The following is a 22,853-nucleotide window of genomic DNA, read 5'->3' as shown; positions in this document are numbered from 1 at the left end:
TTCCTTACATAAATCCGAAAGTCGCACTGATACCTGTAACCGTATCAATAGTGCTAGCCATGGCAGGGTTAGCCTGCAGACGCGCCTGCATGGAAATCGCAGCCAATGCCATAAGGCGGGTAACAGAATTGATGCTACTAATCACATCACGACGTCCAGTTGTAGTCCCGACATCACCGGACACAGCTCCTGCAGCCACACGACCAATCTCAGCTGTCGCACTCATTACGTAATGCGGGAGTTTTTCTTTTGCCACTTCGTTCGTAGGTACGCACGGTAGGCAATGAATTTGAGCCAGGAACCCATCAACCAGCGTGGAGTCCTCAGTGATATCCGTCAGCAGCCAGATTTCCGGCGGCGTGAGCTGATGGGGCTGTTCAGGGTTAAGCTTGTTGCGCAGCGTCTGGACCTTCATTCCTGCGCGGTTTGCCAGTTTCGCCATATTGTGACGAAGTGCGAAAACACGGCAGGCTTCATCAAAGTGAGGATGTTTGGAAACGCGATAATCAAACATGTTTAAAGTCCTTTTCTATCCCAGAATGGAACTATCAGGCTTGCATTGTGATTTCGCAGCCCTGGGCAGCTTCCATCGTCAACGCAAACATGTTGATTTCGATAAGGCTGTTAACTCCGGCTTTTTTCCTGATAGGCAGGCGGTTTTCCCGGATCATTTGACGTACATAACTGGGCTTGTAACCAGTACGACGGCAGAACTCATCCAGCGTGATGTAAGGCTCAGAAACCACGAGATTGATGCTTGGCCGCATTGAAAAGTTTCTATTCATGATGCACTATTCCTCTGTTAGGTAAAAAACACTATTCGGCACTTTAAAACAACATTACAAACATCTTGAATCGAGATGCTAGGATCTCTATATAGAAATGTCAATCAAAAAAAACACAAACCAAGATGATATGGTCGCTGTTCGAGATGCTGTTTCCCAGAACCGAGGTGGAAAAGAGGTAATAGCCCGCATCCTTGAAGCTTATGGATTTAGCACTCGTATTGCGCTGTGCAAACAGCTTGGGGTATCTCAGAGTACGATGGCAAATAGGTATGCACGTGATACGTTTCCAGCTGATTGGGTGATGATTTGCCATCTTGAAACTGGGGCATCCTTGGTTTGGCTTAGCACTGGGAATGGCAGCAAGTTTATTGAAGGGAAAGATAGCAATGTATTTTCACTTCGACATATAGACATCACAAATGGGAGCATAACGTTACTTAGAGATTTACAGTTTGATAGAGCGATGATTCCTGATGGTTTATCAAAACCTTTTATGGTTTCATTTGATAAAACTAGTTATCTTGCTGATACATATGACGGCGAGCTTGTTGATGGTGTCTGGTTTATAGAAATTGATGGTATTTCAAGTGTTAGGCAAATTTATCGATTCCCAGCTGGTAGAGCACGCATAGAAAATGGCAGAGCTTCATTTGACTGTCATATTTCAGAAATAAAGGTTCTGGGTAAAATAATTACTAAAACTGAATTTATTGGTTAGGTGTATAAAATGAAGAAAAACGATACTAATCCTGTTAATAGTAATGTAGCAATAGAAACTGAGGAAAAAAAACCTACATGTTTTGTTATAATGCCCATTGCAGACACCCCCGGATATGAAAATAGGCACTTCGACAGAGTTTACAGCCACATTATCAAGCCTGCTTGTGAAAAGGCTAATTTCCTTCCAATTCGTGCAGATGAAATAACCAATACTAACTTTATAGTGTTGGACATACTCAGACGTATTGTTGAATGTGATATTGCCATTTGCGACTTAAGCTCTAGAAACCCTAATGTAATGTACGAACTAGGTCTTAGGCAGGCATTTAATAAAAAGACAGTTTTAATAAAAGACGATATAACCACAAATCCATTTGACGTTCAAGGGTTTAGATATTGTGGTTATGACAGTTCCTTGAGAATAGATTGTGCTCATAATAATGTAAATGCCATTGCTAAAGCCTTAACAGCCACACACTTAGCGAGCAGTGAGGAAGTAAATTCCATTGTACAATTATTACGAATAGAACCAGCTCAAATCGGTGAGAGAACTCAATTATCAGATCAAAACACTGTTATTTTAGACGCTATCAAAGAATTAACCGTAAAAATTAACAGACAAACACCAAGAGCTATCGAAATAAAATCGCAATCAGAATTAAAGGATGAAAGCACCGCTATTGGAGATAGTTTTTTATATCAATTTAACACATACAAACTCAATAATCTAATCGGTAACATATATGACCTCAATGACAAAGAGTTCGGAACATATAGAGGAATAAAGCAAGCTCCGAATGGTAACGATTGCCATGCATTTACTTATAAAAACACAACAAAATATATAGAACCAGACTCTGACATCTTAGGCCAACTCGTTGAAACTGTTCCTTTTTAAATACAATGTCTGTTACTAAGCTTAGCAATGGAAAATGGCAGGCTCAAGTTTTCCCCAATGGTAGGAATGGACGGCGCATTCGTCGCCAGTTCGCCACTAAAGGGGAAGCTCTGGCCTTTGAACGACACATCAAAGATCAGGCGCAGGAAAAACCCTGGCTCGGAGAGAAAGTCGAAAAACGACGGGTTACTGACCTTGTTGAGACTTGGTTCAATGTTCATGGAGTAACACTTTCTGATGGTGTAAAGCGCAAAGGGGCGATGGAGTTTGCCTGCTTAGCCATGGGCAACCCTTTAGCGACTGAGTTTAACGCAAAGTTATTTGCGACCTACCGCGAACAACGTTTAAGCGGAAAAATAACCCGCTCAGATCGAGTAAAGTCCGTTACCCCGCGCACAGTTAATCTTGAGCTGGCCTATTTTCGGGCCATGTTTAACGAACTGAAAAGGCTTGATAATTGGGTAGCACCGAACCCTCTGGAGAATGTCCGCGAGTTTAAAATTGACGAGGCGGAGCTGGCCTGGTTAACCGTTGATGAAGTTAAAATCTTGCTTGCTGAATGTGAGAACAGCAGAGCGAAGGACCTGGTGACCATAGTAAAAATTTGTCTCGCTACTGGCGCAAGATGGGGTGAGGCTGAATCCATCACCGGTAAGCAGATTAGCCCGGGCAAGATCACGTATATCAAAACGAAAGGAAAAAAGAACAGAGCTGTTCCAATCAGTGAAGAACTGTATCAGATGCTCCCCAAAATGAGAACATCAAAACCTGTGTTTACGGGGTGCTATTCTGCATTTCGTGGGGCTGTTAAGAGAGCGGGGATTGAACTACCGGACGGGCAGCTATCACATGTATTACGACATACATTTGCAAGCCACTTCATGATGCGGGGGGGCAACATACTCGTTTTGCAGCGTATTCTCGGACACTCTGATATTAAAGTAACTATGCGGTATGCTCACTTTGCACCAGATCATCTTAACGAGGCGATAAAACTCAACCCTTTAAATCTAATTTGATTAAAGAAAAGAAAGTTAATGCCGATACTTAATGAAAAACCCGAGGAGAACGAACTTGAAAATATTATATGACCAATATCAACTAGAAACAGTAATATTTATATTCTGCCTATACATCTTTATCGCTTTCGTAAATGGATGGTATAAACTCTCTCCAAAACCATTATATGAACACCCATTTTTCTGGGCTTCAATATTTCTTCCCGTTTTGATTTTCTGTATTTGCGCCTATTATGACTTGCAAAACAAAACAATATCCAATAATAGCATTGAACAATATGATATATCGACATTTACATTGTCTATATTAGCATTAGTATTGCCAGCCACAACAATTCTCGCCGCTATTCATAGATCTATACAAACTGACGAACAAATAAAAGTTACGGAAAAAAAGAATGAGAGCGACAAATACTACGCCCATCAAAAATATATTGTAGAATGTTTGAATTCATTAACAAAGTATGAAGTAAAAAGCTCATGGAACAATCATGACAATAGCAGAGTTATTACTGTTTCAAATCCTCACAAACTCTATCGGCAAGCATTTAAAAAATCATCTCCGGAAAACGTTTCGTTTGAATTAAATGAATTTATTAACCAAGCTTTCCCCGCTCTTTGGAAGTGGTTGAATGAAGAATTATGCTTGCTTCACAAAAATAACTCACCTGCTATTTCAGCTAATTTTCTTTATAAAGCAGAGGGAAGGTTAGTAGGTTTATCACGTCACCTGGGATTCTCAAGACCAAATGGTCCTTGGAGCGCAAATATTAATAACAACTTTAATTTGATCACTTCCTTCTTAAGCGAAGAAGAGTTCATTAGAACAATACATTATTATAATGAAGTCACTTCTGAAGTATGTGATATTTTGAATATTGAGATTGACTTTGGTAAAATATGTCCTGACGTAATGAATTATATTTATGGCGGCAAGAAAATTTTACAATGTTACCATCCAAATTTCATAGGTTACATGCCATACAAGCAACCGATGTTTACATGACTATGTAGATAAATAAATGAGGATTAAAATGGCAGCAAACCTAATCACTATACAAGAAAATTCAACACTATGTGGCATCGCAATGTATTGAAATGAAAGCAAATCATTGTTTTTCTCCATATTAGCTTGGGACTCTTTAAACCTTGTTACTCTGCTTTTAGAAAAGCCATGCAACGTGCCGGTATTCATACACCTGCTGGACAACTAACGCACATTTTGCGACACACCTTCGCATCTCATTTCATGATGAACGGGGGAAATATTCTCGTACTACAGCGTATATTAGGGCATACAGATATTAAGATTACTATGCGATATTCACACTTTGCTCCTGACCATTTGTCTGAAGCTATGTTACTTAACCCATTAAATATAATGGAATCACAACAAAAACAAACCATAAAATAATTTAACACAATGCGTTCCAAACCATGTTTAGTATTAAAAAGCATCAACACTGTATAACATCCACAACAAGAAACCAGCAGCAAGGGAGGATTTATTTTGGAATTAGAAAAATTCAGCTCAAAAAAAATTAAGATTACAGTCGATTACTATGATGATGCTCACAGAAATCTTCTAAACAGCACCAGCAGATATGATCAATACTTCATTGACAATATGAAAAAAATAATAAGCGAGGGGGTTGAAGTCACGGGGGCAGAATATTTAATCAATTCCCTAGTATTTAAACAACACACCAACCCCGAGAAGTACACTCAAAGAAATGATTTAATGAGCGCCATAAGTTCTGCCACTCAATATTTCATAGATGATCTTGAAATATCCAACAATTCCTTACGCGTTCCAGCAAATTCAAATCCAGAAGCCGCAATTGTAATGAAAAGGGTTGGAGAGTCTATTGGTCTTTCTGTAGTTTCCAGAATAATTGGGGTTAACGAGGCAGATTGGACTGTCATTCCAGAATTAGGCGTTAAGGCTTTTGATTTTCGATATGCTGCAACAACTAAAGGGATTGTACAGGTCGAGACAAAGGGTACACACTCCATTGATATTAGCAAGAAAAACAATAACATATACTCACACGCCAGTAGCATAAACGATAAAAAAATTGAAATGTCCACTAACAGCAAACACCCATATCCCGGCGACTATAATTATGGAACTATAGCTTTCTGCCCTAAAGGTGGAAATAAAAATTTGAAATGTTATCTACTTGATCCACCATCAGGTTCGTCTAGAGAACGTTTAGCAGAAGCTATATTAGCTAAAAAATTAGGATTTTATTATAGATTTATGAACTTCATATCTCCTGACTCAAAATTAATTAACTTATTACATGAAAGGACTCTTGCATTTGCCGATGGCAAGTTAAATCTTAACACAGCAAAAAAGCTAGATTACTATGGCACAAGCAAGAGTGGGGATTTTGATGAGAGCTTTTTCTTAAATAAAAAAACAATTAAACTTAATGGGTTAAGAGTATCTGGAGATTGGTTCCATCTCAAAAAAAACTACATTGTTTTTATTGGAATAAAAAACTCAATAATCAATGATATTGTTTTACAAAGTAATGAAAAGTTGTCACAACTTAAATATGAAACTTTCTCACACAATAAAGAAATAATATTCAACATACAGACTGGCTATCAAAAACAACAATTAAAAAGGCTTCAGGAAGAAAACGGAAATATTTATAATTCAAAGGTTTTGAAAACAAAAGGTAACATAACTCTTTTGGCAAGTGGTGTAGCAATAGGCATATTGAAAGTAATGGATTAAAAATGCCAACAATTATTGAGCCGTAACCTTGTCTACTGTTTAACGTAAATGCCTTATGAGAGGCTCATCCCTACTCATTCTAGTGGCAACAGTGGCAACAAAGTGGCAGCAGAGCGCAACACTATGCGCCACTATTGAACAATATTCGGCCTAAAGAATACATAACTATCAGTAACTTACTGATTTTTCACGCTTTGAATTGGGACTCATAATCGCTTGGTCGCTGGTTCAAGTCCAGCAGGGGCCACCAAATTTTAGCTTTATAATCATATAATTAAGCCACTCGATTGAGTGGTTTTTTTGTTGGGTGAATGGCTAGTGCCTCCTTGTTGTCCCCTGACTTTTCCTCAGGCATTCGCCAGGCTGTATCCCGCCTCTGATTTTTGCTGCACCCTATGCAAGCACATACGGAATCAATCACACGTAGCCCGGCCTGTCGCTCACCCTCACAAACTGCAAAACTAAAGAAATCCCCCATCGCGCCGATCATCATCCGTGTGTATTATTTCCTGTAGCTTTTACAACAACTAACCTTAACTCAAATACTTAAGCGCCAAAGCGAAAGGCATCATGAGCACACCGATCAAACGGCTAGAAATCATTAAAAATGCCATTGAACTGGAAGATGACGACATCATCCAGAGCCAGCTGACACGCCTGAAAAATGAAGCGTTTGACGATGAGCTACAGGCAATCGTCGTGGCGCTTGAGGAGAAGAACTACACCTCTGCGATGGCGGCAATTACCGCCTGGCTGCAGGGCCAGCGCGCCGTGACCCAATGGCGCGATCCGCAGGTGGCCGCCAGCAAGCTGGAGCTAAAGGCGCTGGAAGAGCGTCTGCGCGATCTGATTGACCGCCGCAACGCCCGGGTGCAGCAGCTCGATGAGTTCAACGATCTCTATTTCTCCCGTCTGGGCCCGCTGATGCAGCAGATCCTCGCCCTGCGTAAAACGCTGGCTGAGCTCAACCTGCGTCGTCAGCAGGCGGAAGCGCGTCGTCGCGAGGAAGATTACCGTCGCTGCCAGCGCTATATGGCGCAGGCGGTAGAGGTGCTGGCGACGCTCACCCAGCGCTGGCGCGATCTCCCGGCCGACTCCGTACAGGCCGCCGAGGCACGTAAACATCTGGAACAGCAAAGCAATCTGATTGCCAACCTGCTGGCCGAAGCGCTGGAGCTGGAGAGCGGCTTAACGCGGGAAGAGGAGCCTGCGCGTCAGGCGCGCGACGACGCTAACGAAGAGTACGAGAAGTATCGCGAGCAGCATCACGATGCCGAAGTACGGCTGCGCAAGGGCAGAGATCTTTCGGAAGAGGATCGGAACGAGCTCAAGCGTCTCTGGCGTCAGGCGAGCAAGCTCTGCCACCCGGACCTGGTTGCAGACGATCTGAAAGAGGAAGCCAACGCGATGATGGTGCAGCTCAATCAGGCGAAGCAGCGTGGTGACGTTAAAACCATTCGCTCACTGGTGGCCCGCCTGCAGCAGGGCTTCGAGCCGCTGATGGCAAGCGACAGGCTGAACGATCTGGAACGTATCCGCAAGAAAATGGCGCAGGTGCGAGAGCAGATCGACATCTTAGTGAACGAGCTGGCGGAACTGGAGAAAGAGGAATCCTGGCTGCTGGTCTCGTCGCTCAACAATATGGAAGCGTACTTCGCTCAGCAGGAGAAAGCGCTGCACGAGGTCCGCGCCTCGCTCGAACATCAGGTGAACGAAGCGCAGCTGGATTCTGCCGCCTGATTATTTGGCGTGCCAGTATGCGCTGGCACGCACCAGTTGAGGGTCAATCGCGTCGGTTTCAAACTGACGGCTCAGCGTCTTCACCACCTTCCCTTCCCCGGTCAGCCAGATGAAGTAGTCTTCCCCAGGAACAGTCAGCGCCGCCAGATGGTCCGCGACTGCCTGCTCGCTATGGCCCACCACCCAGGTGATGTTGAACGCGCTCAGGTGCGCCAGATAGTCCTTATACGATTCATCCCCAACCGTCACGACCGCCTGCACGTCCGGGCGAACCGGCAGTTGCGCAATGCTCTCTAAGCGTCGACGCAGCGCGGGCATGCCGGACTCGTCGCACACGTACAGCTGCCAGGCGTAATCCTCCGGCACCACCAGCGAACCGCGCGGGCCGCCGATGGTCAGCTTATCGCCTACCTTCGCCTGTAGCGCCCATCCGCTGGCTATGCCGCCGTCATGAATGAAGAAATCGAGTACCAGCTCATGATTTGCCTCGTCGTAAATTGGCGTATAGTCGCGCGCCTGAGGACGTACGCCGTCGCCCCATTCAATGCCTTCATCGGTGACCACCGGCGGCGTAAACGTCGTCCCGGGTGCCGGGAAAAAGACTTTGGTATGGTCGTCGAAACCGCGGGAGCTAAAGCCCTCCAGCGCCTCGCCGCCTAGCACAATGCGCTGGAAACCCGCGCTGGCGCGCTCAACGCGGAGCACCGTCAGCTCGCGAAAACGCAGGTCATTACGAACACGCTGTGGGTAACGGGTAGATGCCATTTGTAGCCCCTTCTCTGATGAATACGATATATCTAAATCAATTTTCAAATGATAATGATTACTAATAAGGAGAAATGCAAGATCTTTTAGATTGCATCTGAATATATCTTAGATATAGTTTAGATATATCAATTTGACGGACATATTATGCGACACGAACACGATGGAGGCGGGCGTCGACCGCGCTTTTTCGGCCACGGCGATCTGCGGCTGGTGATTCTGGATATCCTGACCCGCAGCGCGAGCCACGGCTACGAGCTGATCAAAGAGATCGAGAATCTGACCCAGGGAAATTACACCCCGAGCCCCGGAGTGATCTATCCAACCCTGGATTATCTTCAGGATCAGTCCTTTATCACCATTACGGAAGAAGAGAGCGGTCGTAAGAAGATTGCGATTTCCGCTGAAGGACAACGCTGGCTGGACGAAAACCGGGAACAGCTGGAACAGATCCAGGTGCGTATCAAAGCGCGCAGCGTCGGTTTTCAGCTGCGCAAAAACCCGCAGATGAAGCGGGCGCTTGATAACTTCAAGGCGGTGTTAGACCTGAAGGTAAATCAGGGAGAGCTCAGCGACGCGCAGCTCAAGCAAATTATCGGCGTCATTGACCGCGCGGCGCTCGAGATCTCCCAGCTGGACTAAGCCGGAACGTGCTCGCTCACGCGGAAGACGCGTACCAGCTCTTTCAGGTGCATCGCCTGTTCGTTAAGCGATGCCGCCGCAGCCACAGACTCCTCCACCAGCGCGGAGTTCTGCTGGGTGGTGGCGTCAATCAGGCCAATCGCGCTGTTAATCTGCGAGATACCTTCCGTCTGCTCGTGGCTGGCCTGGCGAATTTCCCGCAGAATCACGTCCATCTCCTCCACGTTACCGACCATCCCGTTAATCAGCCCACTCGCTTTTTCGACCAGGTTCATCCCGTCCTGAGTCTGGCTGGTGGAGCTTTCAATCAGCTCACGGATTTCGCTGGCAGACGACGCGCTCTTCTGGGCAAGCTGGCGCACCTCGCCGGCGACAACCGCAAAGCCGCGGCCGTGTTCGCCGGCGCGCGCCGCTTCCACCGCCGCGTTCAGCGCCAGAATGTTGGTCTGGAAGGCAATGGCGTCGATCAGGTCGATAATGTCGGACATCCGGTTCGATGTGTCGTTAATCAGGCGCATTTTGCTGGTCACCTGCTTCATCATCTCTCCGTTGTTTTTGACCACCGTGGCGGCATCCGCCGAGAGGTTGGTGGCTTCCCCGGTATGCGAGGCGGTATTTTTCACCGTCGCGGTGATCTGCTCCATCGAGGCGGCGGTCTGTTCGACAGAACTTGCCTGCTCTTCCGTGCGCGCCGCCAGATCCTGGTTTCCGGCAACAATCTGCGCGGCCGCGCTGGAGATGTTCTCCGAGCCGGTTTGCACCTGCTGCACAATGTCCAGCAGTCGCGTCTTCATCTCCATCAGCGCATGCAGCAGCAGACCCGTTTCGTCTTTGCCGTGTGGCGTGATGCTGCCCGTCAGATCGCCCTCTGAAATGGCTTTAGCAAAATTCACCGCCTCGCCGAGCGGACGAGTGATAGCGCGCACGATAAACCAGCCGATCAGGCTTCCTGCCCCGATGCTAAAGAGCGTGAGCAGGATCAGCAGCAGGCGGTTAGACCTGAAATCCCCTTCCACCTGCGCGCCTGCACTCTGCATCTCGCTGTTTTGAATGGTAATCAGCTCCTTTACCTTCGCTTTATAAGCCTGCTGCACGGCGAGGGTGGTGGTCATCATTTCCTGAATGGCGCCCGCACGATTGTTGTTCTGCACCGCCTGCAAAATGCGGTAGCGCGAGTCCAGATACTGCTGGCGCACGCTGCGGATCTCCGCCAGCACCTGCTGAGACTTTTGATCCTGCAACGCGTTGTTCAGCTCGCCCAGGATCACCGTGATGTGCTCGCTGATCTCTTTGAGGCGCTGCTGAGATTGCCCCGTGTAGGTGCCCTGCTCGTCCAGCAGCATCAGCTGTTGAGTGCTAATAAATTCCTGGAAGTTATCGATTAACTGGTTCGCTTTTACCGTGGTCGGATAATCACTGGTAATAATGGATTGCATCCCGTTATTAGCCCGGTTGAGACTCAGCAGAGACAGGCTCGCGCTGATCGCCATCAGGACAATAAAGAACCCAAACGCCAGAAATAATTTCGTGCCGATCTTTACGTCATGTAAGAACATATTTTCTCCATCGATGTGATTATTTCTCAGACGATCGCTGTTATCGGTAACGATTTTGCTAACTTTATGAGTTTGATCGTTTTTTTATTTCATAACCGTCACAATGGATAGGTACAGGCTATTAATATAGCTTCATCGATCGTTACCAGACCACCAGATGGGTGTTTTTCAAAATAGCGTTCTGGATAATTGACTTAGGCAGGGATAAATAACTGAGGCACTTTCTTTAGTTATTTAATATTAACTTAACAATAAAATACATTAATAGTCACATCAGGAAAATAAAACGCCGCTCATTCCTTACGAAATAAACGGCTTTTTTGGAACATTATTGACTCAATGGAGCACTGTCACCGCATCCTTAAGGCGTCCAGCGCGATGCTTCACCATGGCAGAAATGTGGGCGCTCTCTTCGACCAGGTCGGCGTTTTTTTGCGTGATGCTGTCGAGTTCGGCAACCGCGCGTGTCAACTCTGACAGTCCGGTTGCCTGCTCGGACGTCGCGTGGCTGATCTGGGCGATAAGCTGCGTCACGTTTTTCACCTGCACAACGATATCATCCATCGTACGGCCCGCTGCGTGAACCTGCTCAGAACCGGACTGCACCTTGCTGGCGCTGGCATCAATGAGTTTACGAATATCGTTAGCCGCACTGGCGCTGCGGCTGGCGAGATGGCGGACTTCGCCCGCGACCACGGCAAACCCTTTACCCTGCTCGCCTGCCCTTGCCGCTTCAACCGCCGCATTCAGCGCCAGAATATTGGTCTGGAAAGCGATATCGTTTATCAGGGAGGTAATTGAGCCAATTCGCTGCGTGCTGTCGGCAATGTCATCCATGGTTTTGACCACGGTCTGCATCGCGTTGCCTCCTTTCGTCGCCGCGCTGCTCGCGGCCACGGAGAGTTTGTCCACCTCGGCGGCGGTTTCAGAGTTGCTCTGAACGGAAGCGGCCATCTGGTTCATTGTCGCGACGGTCTGCTGCACGTTCGCGACGGTCTGACGCGTACGATCGTTGAGATCTTCATTTCCCTGCGCCAGCCTGTCGCTGCCGTCACGGACGCTCACCACCTGGCTCGACACGTCATTGATCAACCAGCGGCACATCAGGCCAAGCTGCCCGACCGCGCGCAGCGTCAGCCCCAGCTCATCGCTGCGGTTAAGGTGCTGCACGCTGTTGCGCTCGCCGGTGGCGACCTTCAGCGCCTGTCGCGCCACATTCTCTATCGGGCGGACAATCTGCTGTTCAAACAGCAGCGTTCCCAGCAGCATCACCACCGCAGCAGCGGCGAGTGGCGCCCACCCGGCGGAGGTCGCGACCAGCGTGGCGACGAGAACGGCAAAAAGCGCCGCCATCACGCTGCGCACGCGCCAGCGCAGCGGCATAGTCGGCAGTTTGCCCAGCCAGCCTTTTCCAACCACCAGCCCTTTATGGATACGTTTTTTACAGCGCCCGTCATTCAGCGCCCGATAGAGCGGCTCCACGGCGGCAATCTCTTCTGCCGTGGCTCTGGTGCGAATCGACATATAGCCCGTCACCTGCCCGCGGCGCACCATCGGCACCGCATTGGCACGCACCCAGTAGTGGTCGCCGTTTTTGCGCCGGTTTTTGACAATCCCGCTCCACGGCTCGCCCTGCTGCAGCGTGTACCACATATCGGCAAACGCGGCTTTTGGCATATCGGGGTGGCGCACCATATTGTGCGGCTGGCCCGTCAGCTCATCGAGCTGATAGCCGCTCACCTGCACAAAGGTATCGTTGGCGTGGGTGATATAGCTGTGGACGTCTGTGGTAGACATTAAGGTGGTGTCATCGTCCAGAGGATATTCATTCTGGGTGACATAGGTTGGAGAGGACATGGCGTGCATCCCTTGCAGGTTATTTGAATGTTAATTTTGTGGATCAATGTTTTTTCGGCGGTAAACAATTTATCTTTAGTTGTTAAACTTGATGGAGATCGCAGATTTGACTTAAACCATACTTTTTGTGCGATTTTTTTAATCCATTGATTTCAAATACTTTCGCAGAGAAATTACCAACAAAGCATGACCCGTTAATGCCCACTTAAGTCGCAGCGTATGCACTTCTTTAGTGCAGCGGCGCTCTTCCCCCTTTCTTTTTACTCTCTACCCCGTACCGCTAAATCCCGTTTGGCTTCTATCGGCATGATTAAATATTGTGCAACATTATTTTAACCTGGCGTTTATCCCGATTTTCGTTAAGGCATCTGAAGTGGCGTAATCCCTGCAATACTTAAACCAGTATCATGTGATACGCGATCCCCGGGAGCATATTTTGAACAGGTTACCTTCCAGCGCCTCGGCTCTTGCCTGTACCGCGCACGCACTGAATCTCATTGAGAAGCGAACGCTCGATCATGAGGAGATGAAACAACTTAACCGAGAGGTCATCGATTACTTTAAAGAGCACGTCAATCCAGGGTTTCTGGAGTATCGCAAATCTGTTACCGCCGGCGGGGATTACGGGGCCGTAGAGTGGCAAGCGGGAAGTCTTAACACGCTTGTCGACACCCAGGGACAGGAGTTTATCGATTGCCTTGGTGGTTTTGGTATCTTCAACGTGGGGCACCGTAATCCAGTTGTGGTTTCCGCCGTACAGAATCAACTTGCGAAACAACCTCTCCATAGCCAGGAACTGCTCGACCCGCTTCGCGCCATGCTCGCGAAAACGCTGGCGGCCTTAACGCCCGGCAAACTGAAGTACAGCTTCTTTAGCAACAGCGGCACGGAGTCGGTCGAAGCGGCGATTAAACTCGCCAAAGCGTACCAGTCGCCGCGCGGGAAATTCACGTTTATAGCCACCAGCGGCGCGTTCCACGGGAAATCACTGGGCGCACTGTCTGCTACCGCCAAATCCACCTTCCGCAAACCGTTTATGCCGCTGCTGCCGGGCTTCCGCCACGTGCCGTTTGGCGACATCAACGCCATGCGCACCGTGCTGAGTGAATGCCGTAAAACCGGCGATGACGTGGCGGCGGTGATCCTGGAGCCGATTCAGGGTGAAGGCGGCGTGATCCTCCCTCCACAGGGCTATCTGCCCGCCGTGCGTCAGCTGTGCGATGAGTTTGGCGCTCTGCTGATCCTCGACGAAGTCCAGACCGGGATGGGGCGCACCGGCAAGATGTTTGCCTGCGAGCACGAGAACGTGCAGCCGGACATCCTGTGCCTGGCGAAGGCGCTCGGCGGCGGCGTGATGCCAATTGGCGCAACGGTGGCCACCGAGGAGGTCTTCTCGGTGCTGTTCGACAATCCGTTCCTGCATACAACCACCTTTGGCGGTAATCCGCTGGCCTGTGCGGCCGCGCTGGCGACCATCAACGTGCTGCTGGAGCAAAACCTGCCCGCGCAGGCGGAGCAGAAAGGCGACATGCTGCTGGACGGCTTCCGTCAGCTAGGCCGGGAGTATCCAGACCTGGTGCAGGACGCGCGTGGGAAAGGGATGCTGATGGCGATTGAGTTTGTCGATAACGAAACCGGCTACAGCTTCGCGAGCGAGATGTTCCGCCAGCGGGTGCTGGTGGCTGGAACGCTCAACAACTCGAAAACCATCCGCATTGAACCGCCGCTGACGCTGACGATTGAGCAGTGTGAGCAAGTGCTGAAAGCGGCGCGTAAAGCGCTGGCAGCGCTGCGGGTGAGCGTGGAAGAGGCGTAATCAACGCCGGGTGGCGCTACGCTTACCCGGCCTACAAAATAGTACATATGTAGGCCCGGTAAGCGTAGCGCCACCGGGCTGCTTTTTATCGGTGAAACTCCGCCACCGTCATGGTGAAGCGAAGCACGGTATCGCCTTCATTGGCGTAGCCGTGCGCCGCTTCCGTTTTCGCCACCGCCGATGCCCCCTGGTTTACCTTCGTCACCGTCTCCTCCACCGTCAGCGTTAAAACGCCTTCGTTCACGTGCAGCAGCTCACAGGTTCCCGCCGGGTGCCCCGGAGAGGTAAAACGCTCCCCCGGCTGCATCTCCCACTGCCATAACTCAATCATGTCCGGTCCCGCGGTACCCGCCAGCAGTCTGGCGCGTCCACCCAGCGCGCCCTGCCACAGCACCGGAATCGCCTCTTCTTCGATAACGTGTACCAGCGGCTCGCTGGAGACGTTGACGATATCCGCCACGGAGATGCCGAGCGCGGCGGCCAGCTTGCACAAAATGGCGATGCTGGGATTGGCTGCGCCCTTTTCGATCTCTACCAGCATCCCTTTGCTGACGCTGGCGCGGCGGGACAGCTCGTCCAGCGACAGCTTTTTCTCTTTACGCCAGTTGCGAATGCGGTTCGCCACGGCCAGGCTTACCTGGGCAACATCGGCACCCGAATCAGTCATTATATTGACTTTATCAGTCATTGGTCACTACCATGGTATAAAACAGTCAATACAGGATTATTTATGTCTCTCGTTACGCCGTCAATAGATTCGCGTCTTGCCGGGATTGCCCCAGGCTTTCGGGCGCTCAGCATTCTGGTTGAAGCTGCGCCGATTACCCACCCGGAGGTAGCGCCCGCCACGCTGGCGCAGGCCTGCCAGCAGATGTTGAATGATGATGTCCCGTGGGCTGATGTACACCTTTCAGACTGGGATGAGGTGTTTAAAGCCTTCGGCGCGAAACCGAAACGCACGCCCTGTTCCGCCGCGGCCCTGCGCAAGCGGGTACTGAAAGACGGTTCGCTGCCGTCGCTGGATCCGGTGGTGGATATCTATAACGCGGTGAGCATTCGCTATGCCATTCCGGTGGGTGGGGAAAATCTCGCGGCGTACTCGGGTGCGCCGCGTCTGACGCTGGCCGACGGCAGCGAGCCGTTTGATACTTTAAAAGAGGGACAACCAGTGGTAGAACATCCGGAACCTGGCGAGGTTATCTGGCGCGACAACCTCGGCGTCACCTGCCGCCGCTGGAACTGGCGACAGGGGGTGCGTACCCGTCTGGACAGCCAGGCGCAATCTATGTGGTTTATTCTTGAAAGCCTGCCGTCGATGCCGCTTGCGGCACTGGAAGAGGCGGGAGAAGAGCTGGTCAACAACCTGCAGCGGCTGATGCCGGAGGCCACGGCTCAGGTTAAGATGCTGACGCTGTAAGAGGACAACACGATGTTTCACGGATTAAGCGCTTTTCCGTTAACCCCCCTGAAAGAGGGGACGTTTGACGAGCAGTCCTTCATCAATCTTCTGCGCCCCCTGGTCGACGCTGGCGTGGATTCTCTGGGCATTCTCGGCTCAACGGGAAGTTATGCCTATCTGACCGTAGAAGAGCGCGGTCGGATCGCACGCTGCGCGGTGGCGCATGCTGATGACATTCCGGTCATCGTCAGCATTGGCGCATTACGGCTGGACGATATTCTGCGTCTGGCTGACAACGCGCAATCGGCAGGTGTCTCCGGCGTGCTGATGGCACCCGTGTCGTACCAGCGATTAACGGAAGAGGAAGTGTTTAATCTCTATGAAGCGGTAAGCCGACAGCTCTCCGTACCGTTGTGCATTTACGATAATCCGGCCACCACCGGGTTTGCGTTTAGCGATGAATTGTTATTTACCGTCGCGGCCCTGCCGAATGTGGGATCCATTAAGCTTGGTCGCGTGCCGGAGGACTTGTCGCAGGTACGCGCCCGTCTTCCTGATACAGTCACGCTGGGGATCGCTGGCGACTGGCGAGCGGCCTCAGCCCTGCAGGCCGGGTTTGACGTCTGGTACTCGGTGCTCGGCGGGTTGTTCCCGCAAACAGCGCTGGCGATTGCGCGTTCGAAAGAGACGGCACAATCCGAGCGGCTGGAGCCGCTGTGGGAATTGTTCCGTCGCTACGGCAGCTTAAGGGTTATCGCGGCGGCGGCAGAGATGATGGGAAAAGTTGAAACACCCGCGCTCCCCTTCCCGCTTCAGGCTCTTCAGGGTGAGCCGCGCGAAGCGCTTGCTGCGATACTTGCGGATCTGGCGCTGACCTGAACAACGCCGGGTGGCGCTCGCGCTTACCCGGCCTACAAAATCAACACAGCCTCACCCCCGTAGGCCCGGTAAGCGTTAACGCCACCGGGCAAACACCGCATCATCCCGCACCCGTAGGCCCGGTAAGCGCAGCGCCACCGGGCAAACACCGCACCATCCCGCACCCGTAGGCCCGGTAAGCGCAGCGCCACCGGGCAAATCCGTTACTCCGGCAACAACCCAACAAAACTGCGTTTCTTGCGCGGCTCCGACATCAATTCCTCAAGCTTATCCACGCACGCCAGATAGTGCGGGGTTTGCTTGTGCGCCAGCACCGCCTCCTCGTCTTTATAGGCCTCGTAGATAAAGAAGCGGGTTTTCACGCGCGGGTCCTGCAATACGTCAAAGCGCAGGTTCCCCGGCTCCTTGATCGCTCCCTCGTGGTTGGCGCGAAACACTTCCAGAAACTCGTCCACCCGCTCGGGCTTGATATTGATCTCAACCAGCGTCACGTTCATTTTGCTTCTCCCTGTTTCTCTTCCTGCCAGAACTGGAACGCATCGCGGGCATTCCAGTTCTCATGAACCACTTTCTTCACCGCCTTCAGCATGGCGAGCGGCGCGCTGGACTGGAAGATGTTGCGCCCCATGTCCACGCCGGACGCGCCCTGGTCAATCGCACGCCAGCACATCTCCAGCGCCTCGTGCTCCGGCAGCTTTTTGCCCCCGGCGATGACTATCGGCACCGGGCAGCTGGCGGTCACTTTTTCAAAGCCCTCGTCTACGTAGTAGGTTTTGACGAACTGCGCCCCCATTTCGGCGGCGATGCGGCTGGCGAGCGAGAAATAGCGCGCGTCGCGCGCCATCTCTTTCCCCACGCCCGTTACCGCCAGCGTCGGCATGCCGTAGCGCGCGCCCGCGTCCACCAGCTTGATGATGTTGTTGATCGACTGGTGCTCAAACTCGCTGCCGATGTACACCTGCGCCGCCACGGCGCAGACGTTCAGGCGCAGCGCGTCCTCCATCGCCACCGCCACGCACTCGTTCGACAGCTCCCCCAGGATTGAGTTACCGCCGGAGGCGCGCAGCACCACCGGCCTGTTCGTCGCGGCGGGCACCTGGCTCCTGAGGATGCCGCGGGTACACATCAGCACGTCGGTTTCACCGAACAGCGGCGCGATGGAGAGATCGATACGCTCAAGGCCGGTGGTCGGCCCCTGAAAATAGCCGTGATCGAAGGCCAGCATCACCGTGCGGTTGCTCTGCGGGTTGAAGATGCGCGCCAGGCGGGACTGCATGCCCCAGTCCAGCGAGCCGCAGCCCTTCAGCGTGAACGGCACGTTGACCTGCGGCGTGCCGATGCCAAAATCCTTGCCGTCTTTGATGTCGTCTAAATCAGCCATTTGCTCCCCCGTCAGAAATCGTATTTGCTGATGTTCTCTTTGGTGAACACCACCCGCTCCGGCAGCAGCACGATGCCGTTGCCCTTCGCCTCATACTGGTAGCCCTGCACGCTGTTCGGCTCGACCTTCAGCGCGCCGATATTTTTTACGTCTACGCTGTCGCCCACGTTAAGATCGCCTTTTTTCAGCAGGCGATCGGCGACATTGACCGCAATTTTGCCCTGTTGCACCACATCCCACAGGCCGAAGGCTTTTACCGTGCCGCGCTCAACGTACGGACGCATCACGTTCGGCGTGCTGAAGCCGACAATCGCCACCCCTTCGCGCTTCAGGTTCTCCGCCGCCTGCGCCGCGGCAGGCAGCGCGTTGGCGTCCGGGGCAACGATCGCATCCAGATCCGGATACGCTTTTAAGATCCCTTCGGCGGTTTGCAACGATTTGGTGGCGTCGTTATAGCCAAACTGGGTCGTTACGACCTGCCACTGGGGATGATCTTTCTCGATTTTGGCCTTCGCCTCTTTCACCCACTGGTTCTGGTCGGTGACGGTCGGGCTGGAGTAGAAGAACGCCACTTTGGCATTCGGTTTGGTGACCTGCTTGCCCGCCATCTCCACCAGCAGGCCGCCCAGCTGTTCCGGCGTCCCCTGGTTAATGTAGATGCTGCGGCACTCCGGTTTGGTGTCGGAGTCCCAGGTCAGAACCTTAACGCCGCGCTGCATCGCGCGCTTAAGCGCCGGACACAACCCGTCCGGCGACACGGCGGAGACGATGATGGCGTTATAGCCCTGGTTGACGAAGTTATTGATGAGCTGCACCTGGCCGGAGACGCTCGGCTCGGTCGGACCGTCGTAGGTGACGTCCACGCCAAGATCTTTCCCCGCCTCTTTCGCGCCGTTGCCGCCGCTGGTAAAGAAGCCGACGCCCACCAGCTTGGGGATAAAGGCAATGCGGTCCGCCGCCTGCGCCGAAGCGAAGCTAAGGGCCATTGCCAGGACGAGCAGTTTTGTTTTCATCTTACGCTCCGGATAGTTTTCTGAAGAGAGATCGCACCCACTCGCGGTGCAGACTCAGCGAACGTCCCATCACCACCACAACCAGCAGCGCCCCTGACAGCGCGCTCGACACCTGGTTGGGGATGCCGACCATCTGTAAACCCTGCTGCAGGTAGCCCACCAGCAGCGCCGCCAGCGCCGTGCCGACAACCGAACCTGAGCCGCCGTAGATATTGGCCCCGCCGAGCACGGCGGCAGTGAGCGCGGGCATCAGTAAATCCCGCCCCAGATCCGAACGCGCGGATCCGAAATAGGAGACCATCACCAGCGCGGCAATCGCCGAGGCTACACCCACCAGGCCGTACAGCGCGTAGGGCATGCCGTTCACCGACAGCGCCGCATAGCGCGCCGCGCGAGGATTCTGTCCAATCAAAAACAGATGACGGCCAAAGCGCCCGCGATGGGTAATCAGCCAGAAGAAGACGGTAATCACCGCGAACAGCACCAGCGGGATCGGCAGGCCCAACATCGTGAGGTTAGCGAACGCCGTGAAGCTGTCCGGGAAGCCGCCGATGCCCTCGTAGCCCGTGGCCCCCGCCATGCCGGAGAGCAGCAGCGCCCCGCCGCCGTAGAGGTAGAGCGTGCCGAGGGTAATCACCAGCGGGCTAATGCCGGTGTAGTGGATCAGCGCCGCATTCACCAGCCCGCACAGCAGTCCGAGCAGCAGCGTCAATGGAACGGCGACCGCCATCGGCCACCCCGCCTGCATCATCACGCCCAGCGCGATGGCGCACAGTCCGATGGTTGAGCCGAGTGAAATGTCGATCCCGCCGCTGATGATGACCAGCGTGAGCGGCAATGCCACAATGCCGATGCAGATGAAGTCGCTGGTGCTGAACAGCAGCATGTTGATATCGAGCATGCGCGGGTTGATGGCGCCGAAGAGCAGGATCTCCAGCACCAGTAAAATCAGCAGCGCGCTTTCCCAGTTAAGTCTCATTTACGCCACCTCTTTTTTGCGTTTGGGAAACGGGGTGACGTGCTTTCCCCCTTTGTTACCCGGCTGGAAGCGACCATACTTCAGCGCCCGCTGATGGCGCGCCAGCGCCTGGCGCAGGCGCCCGTCGAGCACCAGCACGCCCAGCAGCACCAGCCCGGCGATAAAGTCGTTCCACCACGCCGGGAGCCTGAACAGCACCAGCACGGTGTCGATTTGGGTGAGGAAGAACGCGCCGAGCAACGCGCCGATCAGCGTGCCCGTGCCGCCCAGCAGCGAAATGCCGCCGAGGACGCAGGCTGCGATGGCCTTCATCTCCAGCCCGCTGCCGGTCTGGTTGGGCACAAAGCCAATCTGCGCGGCAAAGACGATCCCGGCGCAGGCTGCCAGCATGCCGTTCAGGGTAAAGGCGATCATGCGGGTGCGGTTCACCGCTACGCCCAGCTGGCGCGCCGCGGCGAGGTTATCGCCCACGGCATAGAAATCACGCCCGAACGCGGTGCGCGACAGCGTCCAGGCGCCGATAAGCACGATCGTCAACACCACCATGCCGAGCGGCGAAATGCCGATGGCAACAGGTTCTGAGAGGGATTTCAACCCCGGCGGCAGCCCTTCAATCCACTTTCCGCCCGTCCAGAGCAGCATTGCCCCGCGATACAGCCCCAGCGTGCCGAGGGTGGCGACAATCGCCGGGATGCGCAGCCCCACCACCAGAAACCCGTTGAACGCCCCGGCCAGCGCGCCAACCGTGAGCGCGAAGAGAATGGAAACCGGCAGGCTGTAGCCGCTGTTGAGCGCCACGCCGACGGCAATGGCGGACAGCCCGACGGTTGACCCCACGGAGACGTCGATATTGCGGGTCAGCATCACCAGCGCCGCGCCGATCGCCAGCAGGATCAGGATCTGCGAACTGGTGAAGATCATCCCCAGCGTCTGCAAACTCAGGTAGGACGGATTGAGCGCTACCAGCACGGCGAACAGCGCCAGAATGGCGAGAAACGCGCTCAGCTCGCGGTTTTTCAGTAAAGTCTTCATGCTTGCCCTCCGAACGCCAGCGCCATCATTCTGTCGAGGCTGACGGCATGGCGCGGCAGCTCGCCGCTGAGTACGCCCTGATGCATCACCAGCACCCGGTCCGCGAGGCCCGGAAACTCATCGAGATCGCTTGAGATCATCAGCACCGCAACGTTCTGCGCCGCCACGCTTTTGATGAGCTGATAGATATCGGCGCGCGCCGAGACGTCCACCCCGCGCGTCGGTTCATCGACGATCAGCAGTAAAGGATTTGCCTCCAGACAACGCGCCAGCAGCACCTTCTGCTGGTTGCCGCCGGAGAGCGTGCGCACGGTTTGATCCGCATGGTTGAGCTTGATCCCCAGCGCCCGGTGATAGCGCTCCACCACCGCAGACTCCCGCTTGCGCTGCTGCCAGAGCGACGGCTCGTTCAACGCCACGGTGTTCCAGCGGATCGGTGCGTCGAGGAACAGGCCGGACACCTGCCTGTCTTCCGGCAGGTAGACTAGCCCTTTTTCCAGGCGTGAACTTACCGGATCGCCGGCGATCTCCTGGTTCTCCAGCCAGATGCGGCCTCCACGTACCGGCCGCAGGCCGTAGAGGGTTTCGGCAAACTCGGTACGTCCGGATCCCACCAGCCCTGCCAGGCCAACGATCTCTCCGGCGTAGATCTCAAGGCTGAGATCGATAAACCCTTCCCCGGTGAGATCGTCCACCCGCAGCACCGGGAAATCCTGCGGCTGGGTGCGACGGTTGCCCGGCAGCGCCAGCCACAGCTTTTGCGTATCGCTCAGGGATTTCTCCCGGCTCACCGGCGTCATGGCGGCGATCAGGGCGCTGTCGTCGAACTGCGCGGTTTCACCGCTCAGCACCACCGCACCGTCGCGCATCACCGAGACGTGGCTCGAAAGCATGCGAATTTCCGGCAGCTTATGGGAGATAAAAACAATCCCGACGCCGAGCGCCTGCAGGGCGCGGATCTGGCGGAACAGCCGTTCGGTTTCACCCGGCGTGAGGGAGGCTGTGGGTTCGTCGAGGATCAGGATCCGGGCGTTGCGCATTAATCCGCGCATGATCTCCACCATCTGCTGATCCGCCACCTCCAGGGTGCTGGCGGCGGCGTCGAGGTTAAGCTGGCACTGCAGCTGCTCAAGTTTCTCCTCCAGCCGCTTTTCCAGATCGCGCTCGCGCGGCAGGCGGAACAGGATATTTTCCCGCACCGTCAGGTTGGGGAACAGCAGCGGCTCCTGCGGCACCAGGTAAATGCCTAACCTGTGCGCCTGCACGGGCGTGAGCCGCGCATATGACTGCCCCTCGACGGAAAGTTCACCGCTGTCCGGCGTCTCGACCCCGGCGATGATCTTCATCAGCGTCGATTTTCCCGCGCCGTTTCCACCCATCAGCGCGTGCACCTGGCCCGCAAGCAGCGTGAAATCAATGCCTTTTAGGACCGGCACGCCTGAGAACTGCTTGCTGATATTCCGCGCGTCGAGAAGTGAGGTCATCATCGCTCCGCTATTGAACAAATGATTTTTAGATTTAATAATGTTCAAAAGCGTAGACGGTGAACTATATTTACAACCGTGCAGGGATCACAGTTTTATCGATTGAGATTCAGATAAACCAGAAACGATCGAAATG

The 22,853-nt window shown here is 53.1% G+C and carries 22 protein-coding genes and 1 pseudogene; 11 read left to right on the top strand and 12 right to left on the bottom strand.

All coding sequences use genetic code 11. The annotated features are described in order from the left end of the window. Positions 1-4 precede the first annotated feature (4 nt). Both RVY89_RS22840 and RVY89_RS22835 read right to left on the bottom strand, forming a co-directional pair. Complete coding sequence (locus tag RVY89_RS22840) at positions 5-514, bottom strand: phage regulatory CII family protein (protein ID WP_055321580.1); 510 nt, start codon at positions 512-514, stop codon at positions 5-7. A 34-nt stretch (positions 515-548) separates the two neighbouring features. Beyond that, entirely contained in the window at positions 549-785 is a 237-nt protein-coding gene (locus tag RVY89_RS22835; protein WP_055321581.1) for a hypothetical protein, read from the bottom strand. A 97-nt stretch (positions 786-882) separates the two neighbouring features. Here RVY89_RS22835 and RVY89_RS22830 point away from each other — a divergent pair, with 97 nt between their 5' ends. From RVY89_RS22830 to RVY89_RS22800, 7 genes and pseudogenes are all read left to right on the top strand, one after another. Beyond that, complete coding sequence (locus RVY89_RS22830; protein WP_484826518.1) at positions 883-1,506, top strand: phage repressor protein CI; 624 nt, start codon at positions 883-885, stop codon at positions 1,504-1,506. 9 nt (positions 1,507-1,515) lie between these two features. Beyond that, entirely contained in the window at positions 1,516-2,406 is an 891-nt protein-coding gene (locus RVY89_RS22825) for a hypothetical protein (RefSeq protein WP_131798158.1), read from the top strand. Positions 2,407-2,411: 5 nt separating this feature from the next. Continuing rightward, positions 2,412-3,425, top strand: coding sequence for a phage integrase (locus RVY89_RS22820; protein ID WP_484826517.1), 1,014 nt, complete (start codon positions 2,412-2,414; stop codon positions 3,423-3,425). Positions 3,426-3,480: 55 nt separating this feature from the next. Continuing rightward, a complete protein-coding gene (locus RVY89_RS22815) occupies positions 3,481-4,431 on the top strand; it encodes a hypothetical protein (RefSeq protein ID WP_484826516.1) in 951 nt (316 codons plus the stop codon). Between the two features lie 132 nt (positions 4,432-4,563). Continuing rightward, positions 4,564-4,839, top strand: a pseudogene (locus tag RVY89_RS22810) (tyrosine-type recombinase/integrase); the annotation flags it as partial. Positions 4,840-4,935: 96 nt separating this feature from the next. After that, the gene (locus RVY89_RS22805; RefSeq protein ID WP_484826515.1) at positions 4,936-6,174 is read left to right on the top strand and encodes a hypothetical protein; all 1,239 of its coding nucleotides are present in this window, start codon (positions 4,936-4,938) and stop codon (positions 6,172-6,174) included. A 570-nt stretch (positions 6,175-6,744) separates the two neighbouring features. Then, positions 6,745-7,914, top strand: a complete 1,170-nt coding sequence (locus RVY89_RS22800) for a DNA repair protein (protein WP_484826514.1) — start codon at positions 6,745-6,747, stop codon at positions 7,912-7,914. On the opposite strand, the gene RVY89_RS22795 is transcribed toward RVY89_RS22800, so the two are convergent. After that, the gene (locus RVY89_RS22795) at positions 7,915-8,679 is read right to left on the bottom strand and encodes a siderophore-interacting protein (RefSeq protein ID WP_484826513.1); all 765 of its coding nucleotides are present in this window, start codon (positions 8,677-8,679) and stop codon (positions 7,915-7,917) included. It abuts the gene before it with no gap. 147 nt (positions 8,680-8,826) lie between these two features. Between RVY89_RS22795 and RVY89_RS22790 the strand changes: the two genes are divergently transcribed. Further along, complete coding sequence (locus RVY89_RS22790) at positions 8,827-9,321, top strand: PadR family transcriptional regulator (RefSeq protein ID WP_484826512.1); 495 nt, start codon at positions 8,827-8,829, stop codon at positions 9,319-9,321. On the opposite strand, the gene RVY89_RS22785 is transcribed toward RVY89_RS22790, so the two are convergent. Together RVY89_RS22785 and RVY89_RS22780 are read right to left on the bottom strand one after the other, a co-directional pair. After that, the gene (locus RVY89_RS22785) at positions 9,318-10,877 is read right to left on the bottom strand and encodes a methyl-accepting chemotaxis protein (protein ID WP_484826511.1); all 1,560 of its coding nucleotides are present in this window, start codon (positions 10,875-10,877) and stop codon (positions 9,318-9,320) included. The two genes, RVY89_RS22790 and RVY89_RS22785, sit on opposite strands and share 4 nt — an antisense overlap. A 336-nt stretch (positions 10,878-11,213) precedes the next feature. Beyond that, positions 11,214-12,734 (bottom strand): methyl-accepting chemotaxis protein, encoded by a 1,521-nt coding sequence (locus RVY89_RS22780; protein WP_484826510.1) that lies wholly within the window; start codon positions 12,732-12,734, stop codon positions 11,214-11,216. Positions 12,735-13,170: 436 nt separating this feature from the next. On the opposite strand from RVY89_RS22780, the gene ygjG reads away from it, so the two are divergent. After that, positions 13,171-14,550, top strand: coding sequence for a putrescine aminotransferase (gene ygjG, locus RVY89_RS22775; RefSeq protein ID WP_032660397.1), 1,380 nt, complete (start codon positions 13,171-13,173; stop codon positions 14,548-14,550). An 85-nt stretch (positions 14,551-14,635) separates the two neighbouring features. Here the strand turns inward: ygjG and RVY89_RS22770 are convergent, their stop codons facing one another. After that, positions 14,636-15,238: a helix-turn-helix domain-containing protein gene (locus tag RVY89_RS22770; protein ID WP_484826509.1), complete on the bottom strand. Its 603-nt coding sequence runs from the start codon at positions 15,236-15,238 to the stop codon at positions 14,636-14,638. 42 nt (positions 15,239-15,280) lie between these two features. Between RVY89_RS22770 and RVY89_RS22765 the strand changes: the two genes are divergently transcribed. Together RVY89_RS22765 and RVY89_RS22760 are read left to right on the top strand one after the other, a co-directional pair. Beyond that, positions 15,281-15,967 carry a B3/B4 domain-containing protein gene (locus tag RVY89_RS22765; protein WP_484826508.1) on the top strand — a complete coding sequence of 229 codons (687 nt, stop codon included), beginning with the start codon at positions 15,281-15,283 and terminating at the stop codon, positions 15,965-15,967. Positions 15,968-15,979: 12 nt separating this feature from the next. Beyond that, positions 15,980-16,828 (top strand): dihydrodipicolinate synthase family protein, encoded by an 849-nt coding sequence (locus RVY89_RS22760; RefSeq protein WP_484826507.1) that lies wholly within the window; start codon positions 15,980-15,982, stop codon positions 16,826-16,828. A 203-nt stretch (positions 16,829-17,031) separates the two neighbouring features. Here the strand turns inward: RVY89_RS22760 and lsrG are convergent, their stop codons facing one another. The 6 genes from lsrG to lsrA are packed head-to-tail and all read right to left on the bottom strand — an operon-like array spanning position 17,032 to position 22,717. Beyond that, positions 17,032-17,325 carry a (4S)-4-hydroxy-5-phosphonooxypentane-2,3-dione isomerase gene (lsrG, locus tag RVY89_RS22755; RefSeq protein WP_003862606.1) on the bottom strand — a complete coding sequence of 98 codons (294 nt, stop codon included), beginning with the start codon at positions 17,323-17,325 and terminating at the stop codon, positions 17,032-17,034. Then, positions 17,322-18,209 carry a 3-hydroxy-5-phosphonooxypentane-2,4-dione thiolase gene (lsrF, locus tag RVY89_RS22750; RefSeq protein WP_484826506.1) on the bottom strand — a complete coding sequence of 296 codons (888 nt, stop codon included), beginning with the start codon at positions 18,207-18,209 and terminating at the stop codon, positions 17,322-17,324. The genes lsrG and lsrF overlap by 4 nt, the downstream gene beginning before the upstream one ends. 11 nt (positions 18,210-18,220) lie before the next feature. Then, positions 18,221-19,222 (bottom strand): autoinducer 2 ABC transporter substrate-binding protein LsrB, encoded by a 1,002-nt coding sequence (gene lsrB, locus RVY89_RS22745; RefSeq protein ID WP_484826505.1) that lies wholly within the window; start codon positions 19,220-19,222, stop codon positions 18,221-18,223. Position 19,223: 1 nt separating this feature from the next. Next, positions 19,224-20,201 carry an autoinducer 2 ABC transporter permease LsrD gene (lsrD, locus tag RVY89_RS22740; protein ID WP_484826504.1) on the bottom strand — a complete coding sequence of 326 codons (978 nt, stop codon included), beginning with the start codon at positions 20,199-20,201 and terminating at the stop codon, positions 19,224-19,226. Next, positions 20,202-21,233, bottom strand: a complete 1,032-nt coding sequence (gene lsrC / locus RVY89_RS22735; RefSeq protein ID WP_484826503.1) for an autoinducer 2 ABC transporter permease LsrC — start codon at positions 21,231-21,233, stop codon at positions 20,202-20,204. Beyond that, a complete protein-coding gene (gene lsrA / locus RVY89_RS22730) occupies positions 21,230-22,717 on the bottom strand; it encodes an autoinducer 2 ABC transporter ATP-binding protein LsrA (protein WP_484827983.1) in 1,488 nt (495 codons plus the stop codon). The genes lsrC and lsrA overlap by 4 nt, the downstream gene beginning before the upstream one ends. Positions 22,718-22,853: the final 136 nt, after the last annotated feature.

It is taken from the genome of Enterobacter sp. 3U4 (assembly GCF_057224565.1).
This window is presented reverse-complemented; position numbering and strand designations above follow the sequence as displayed.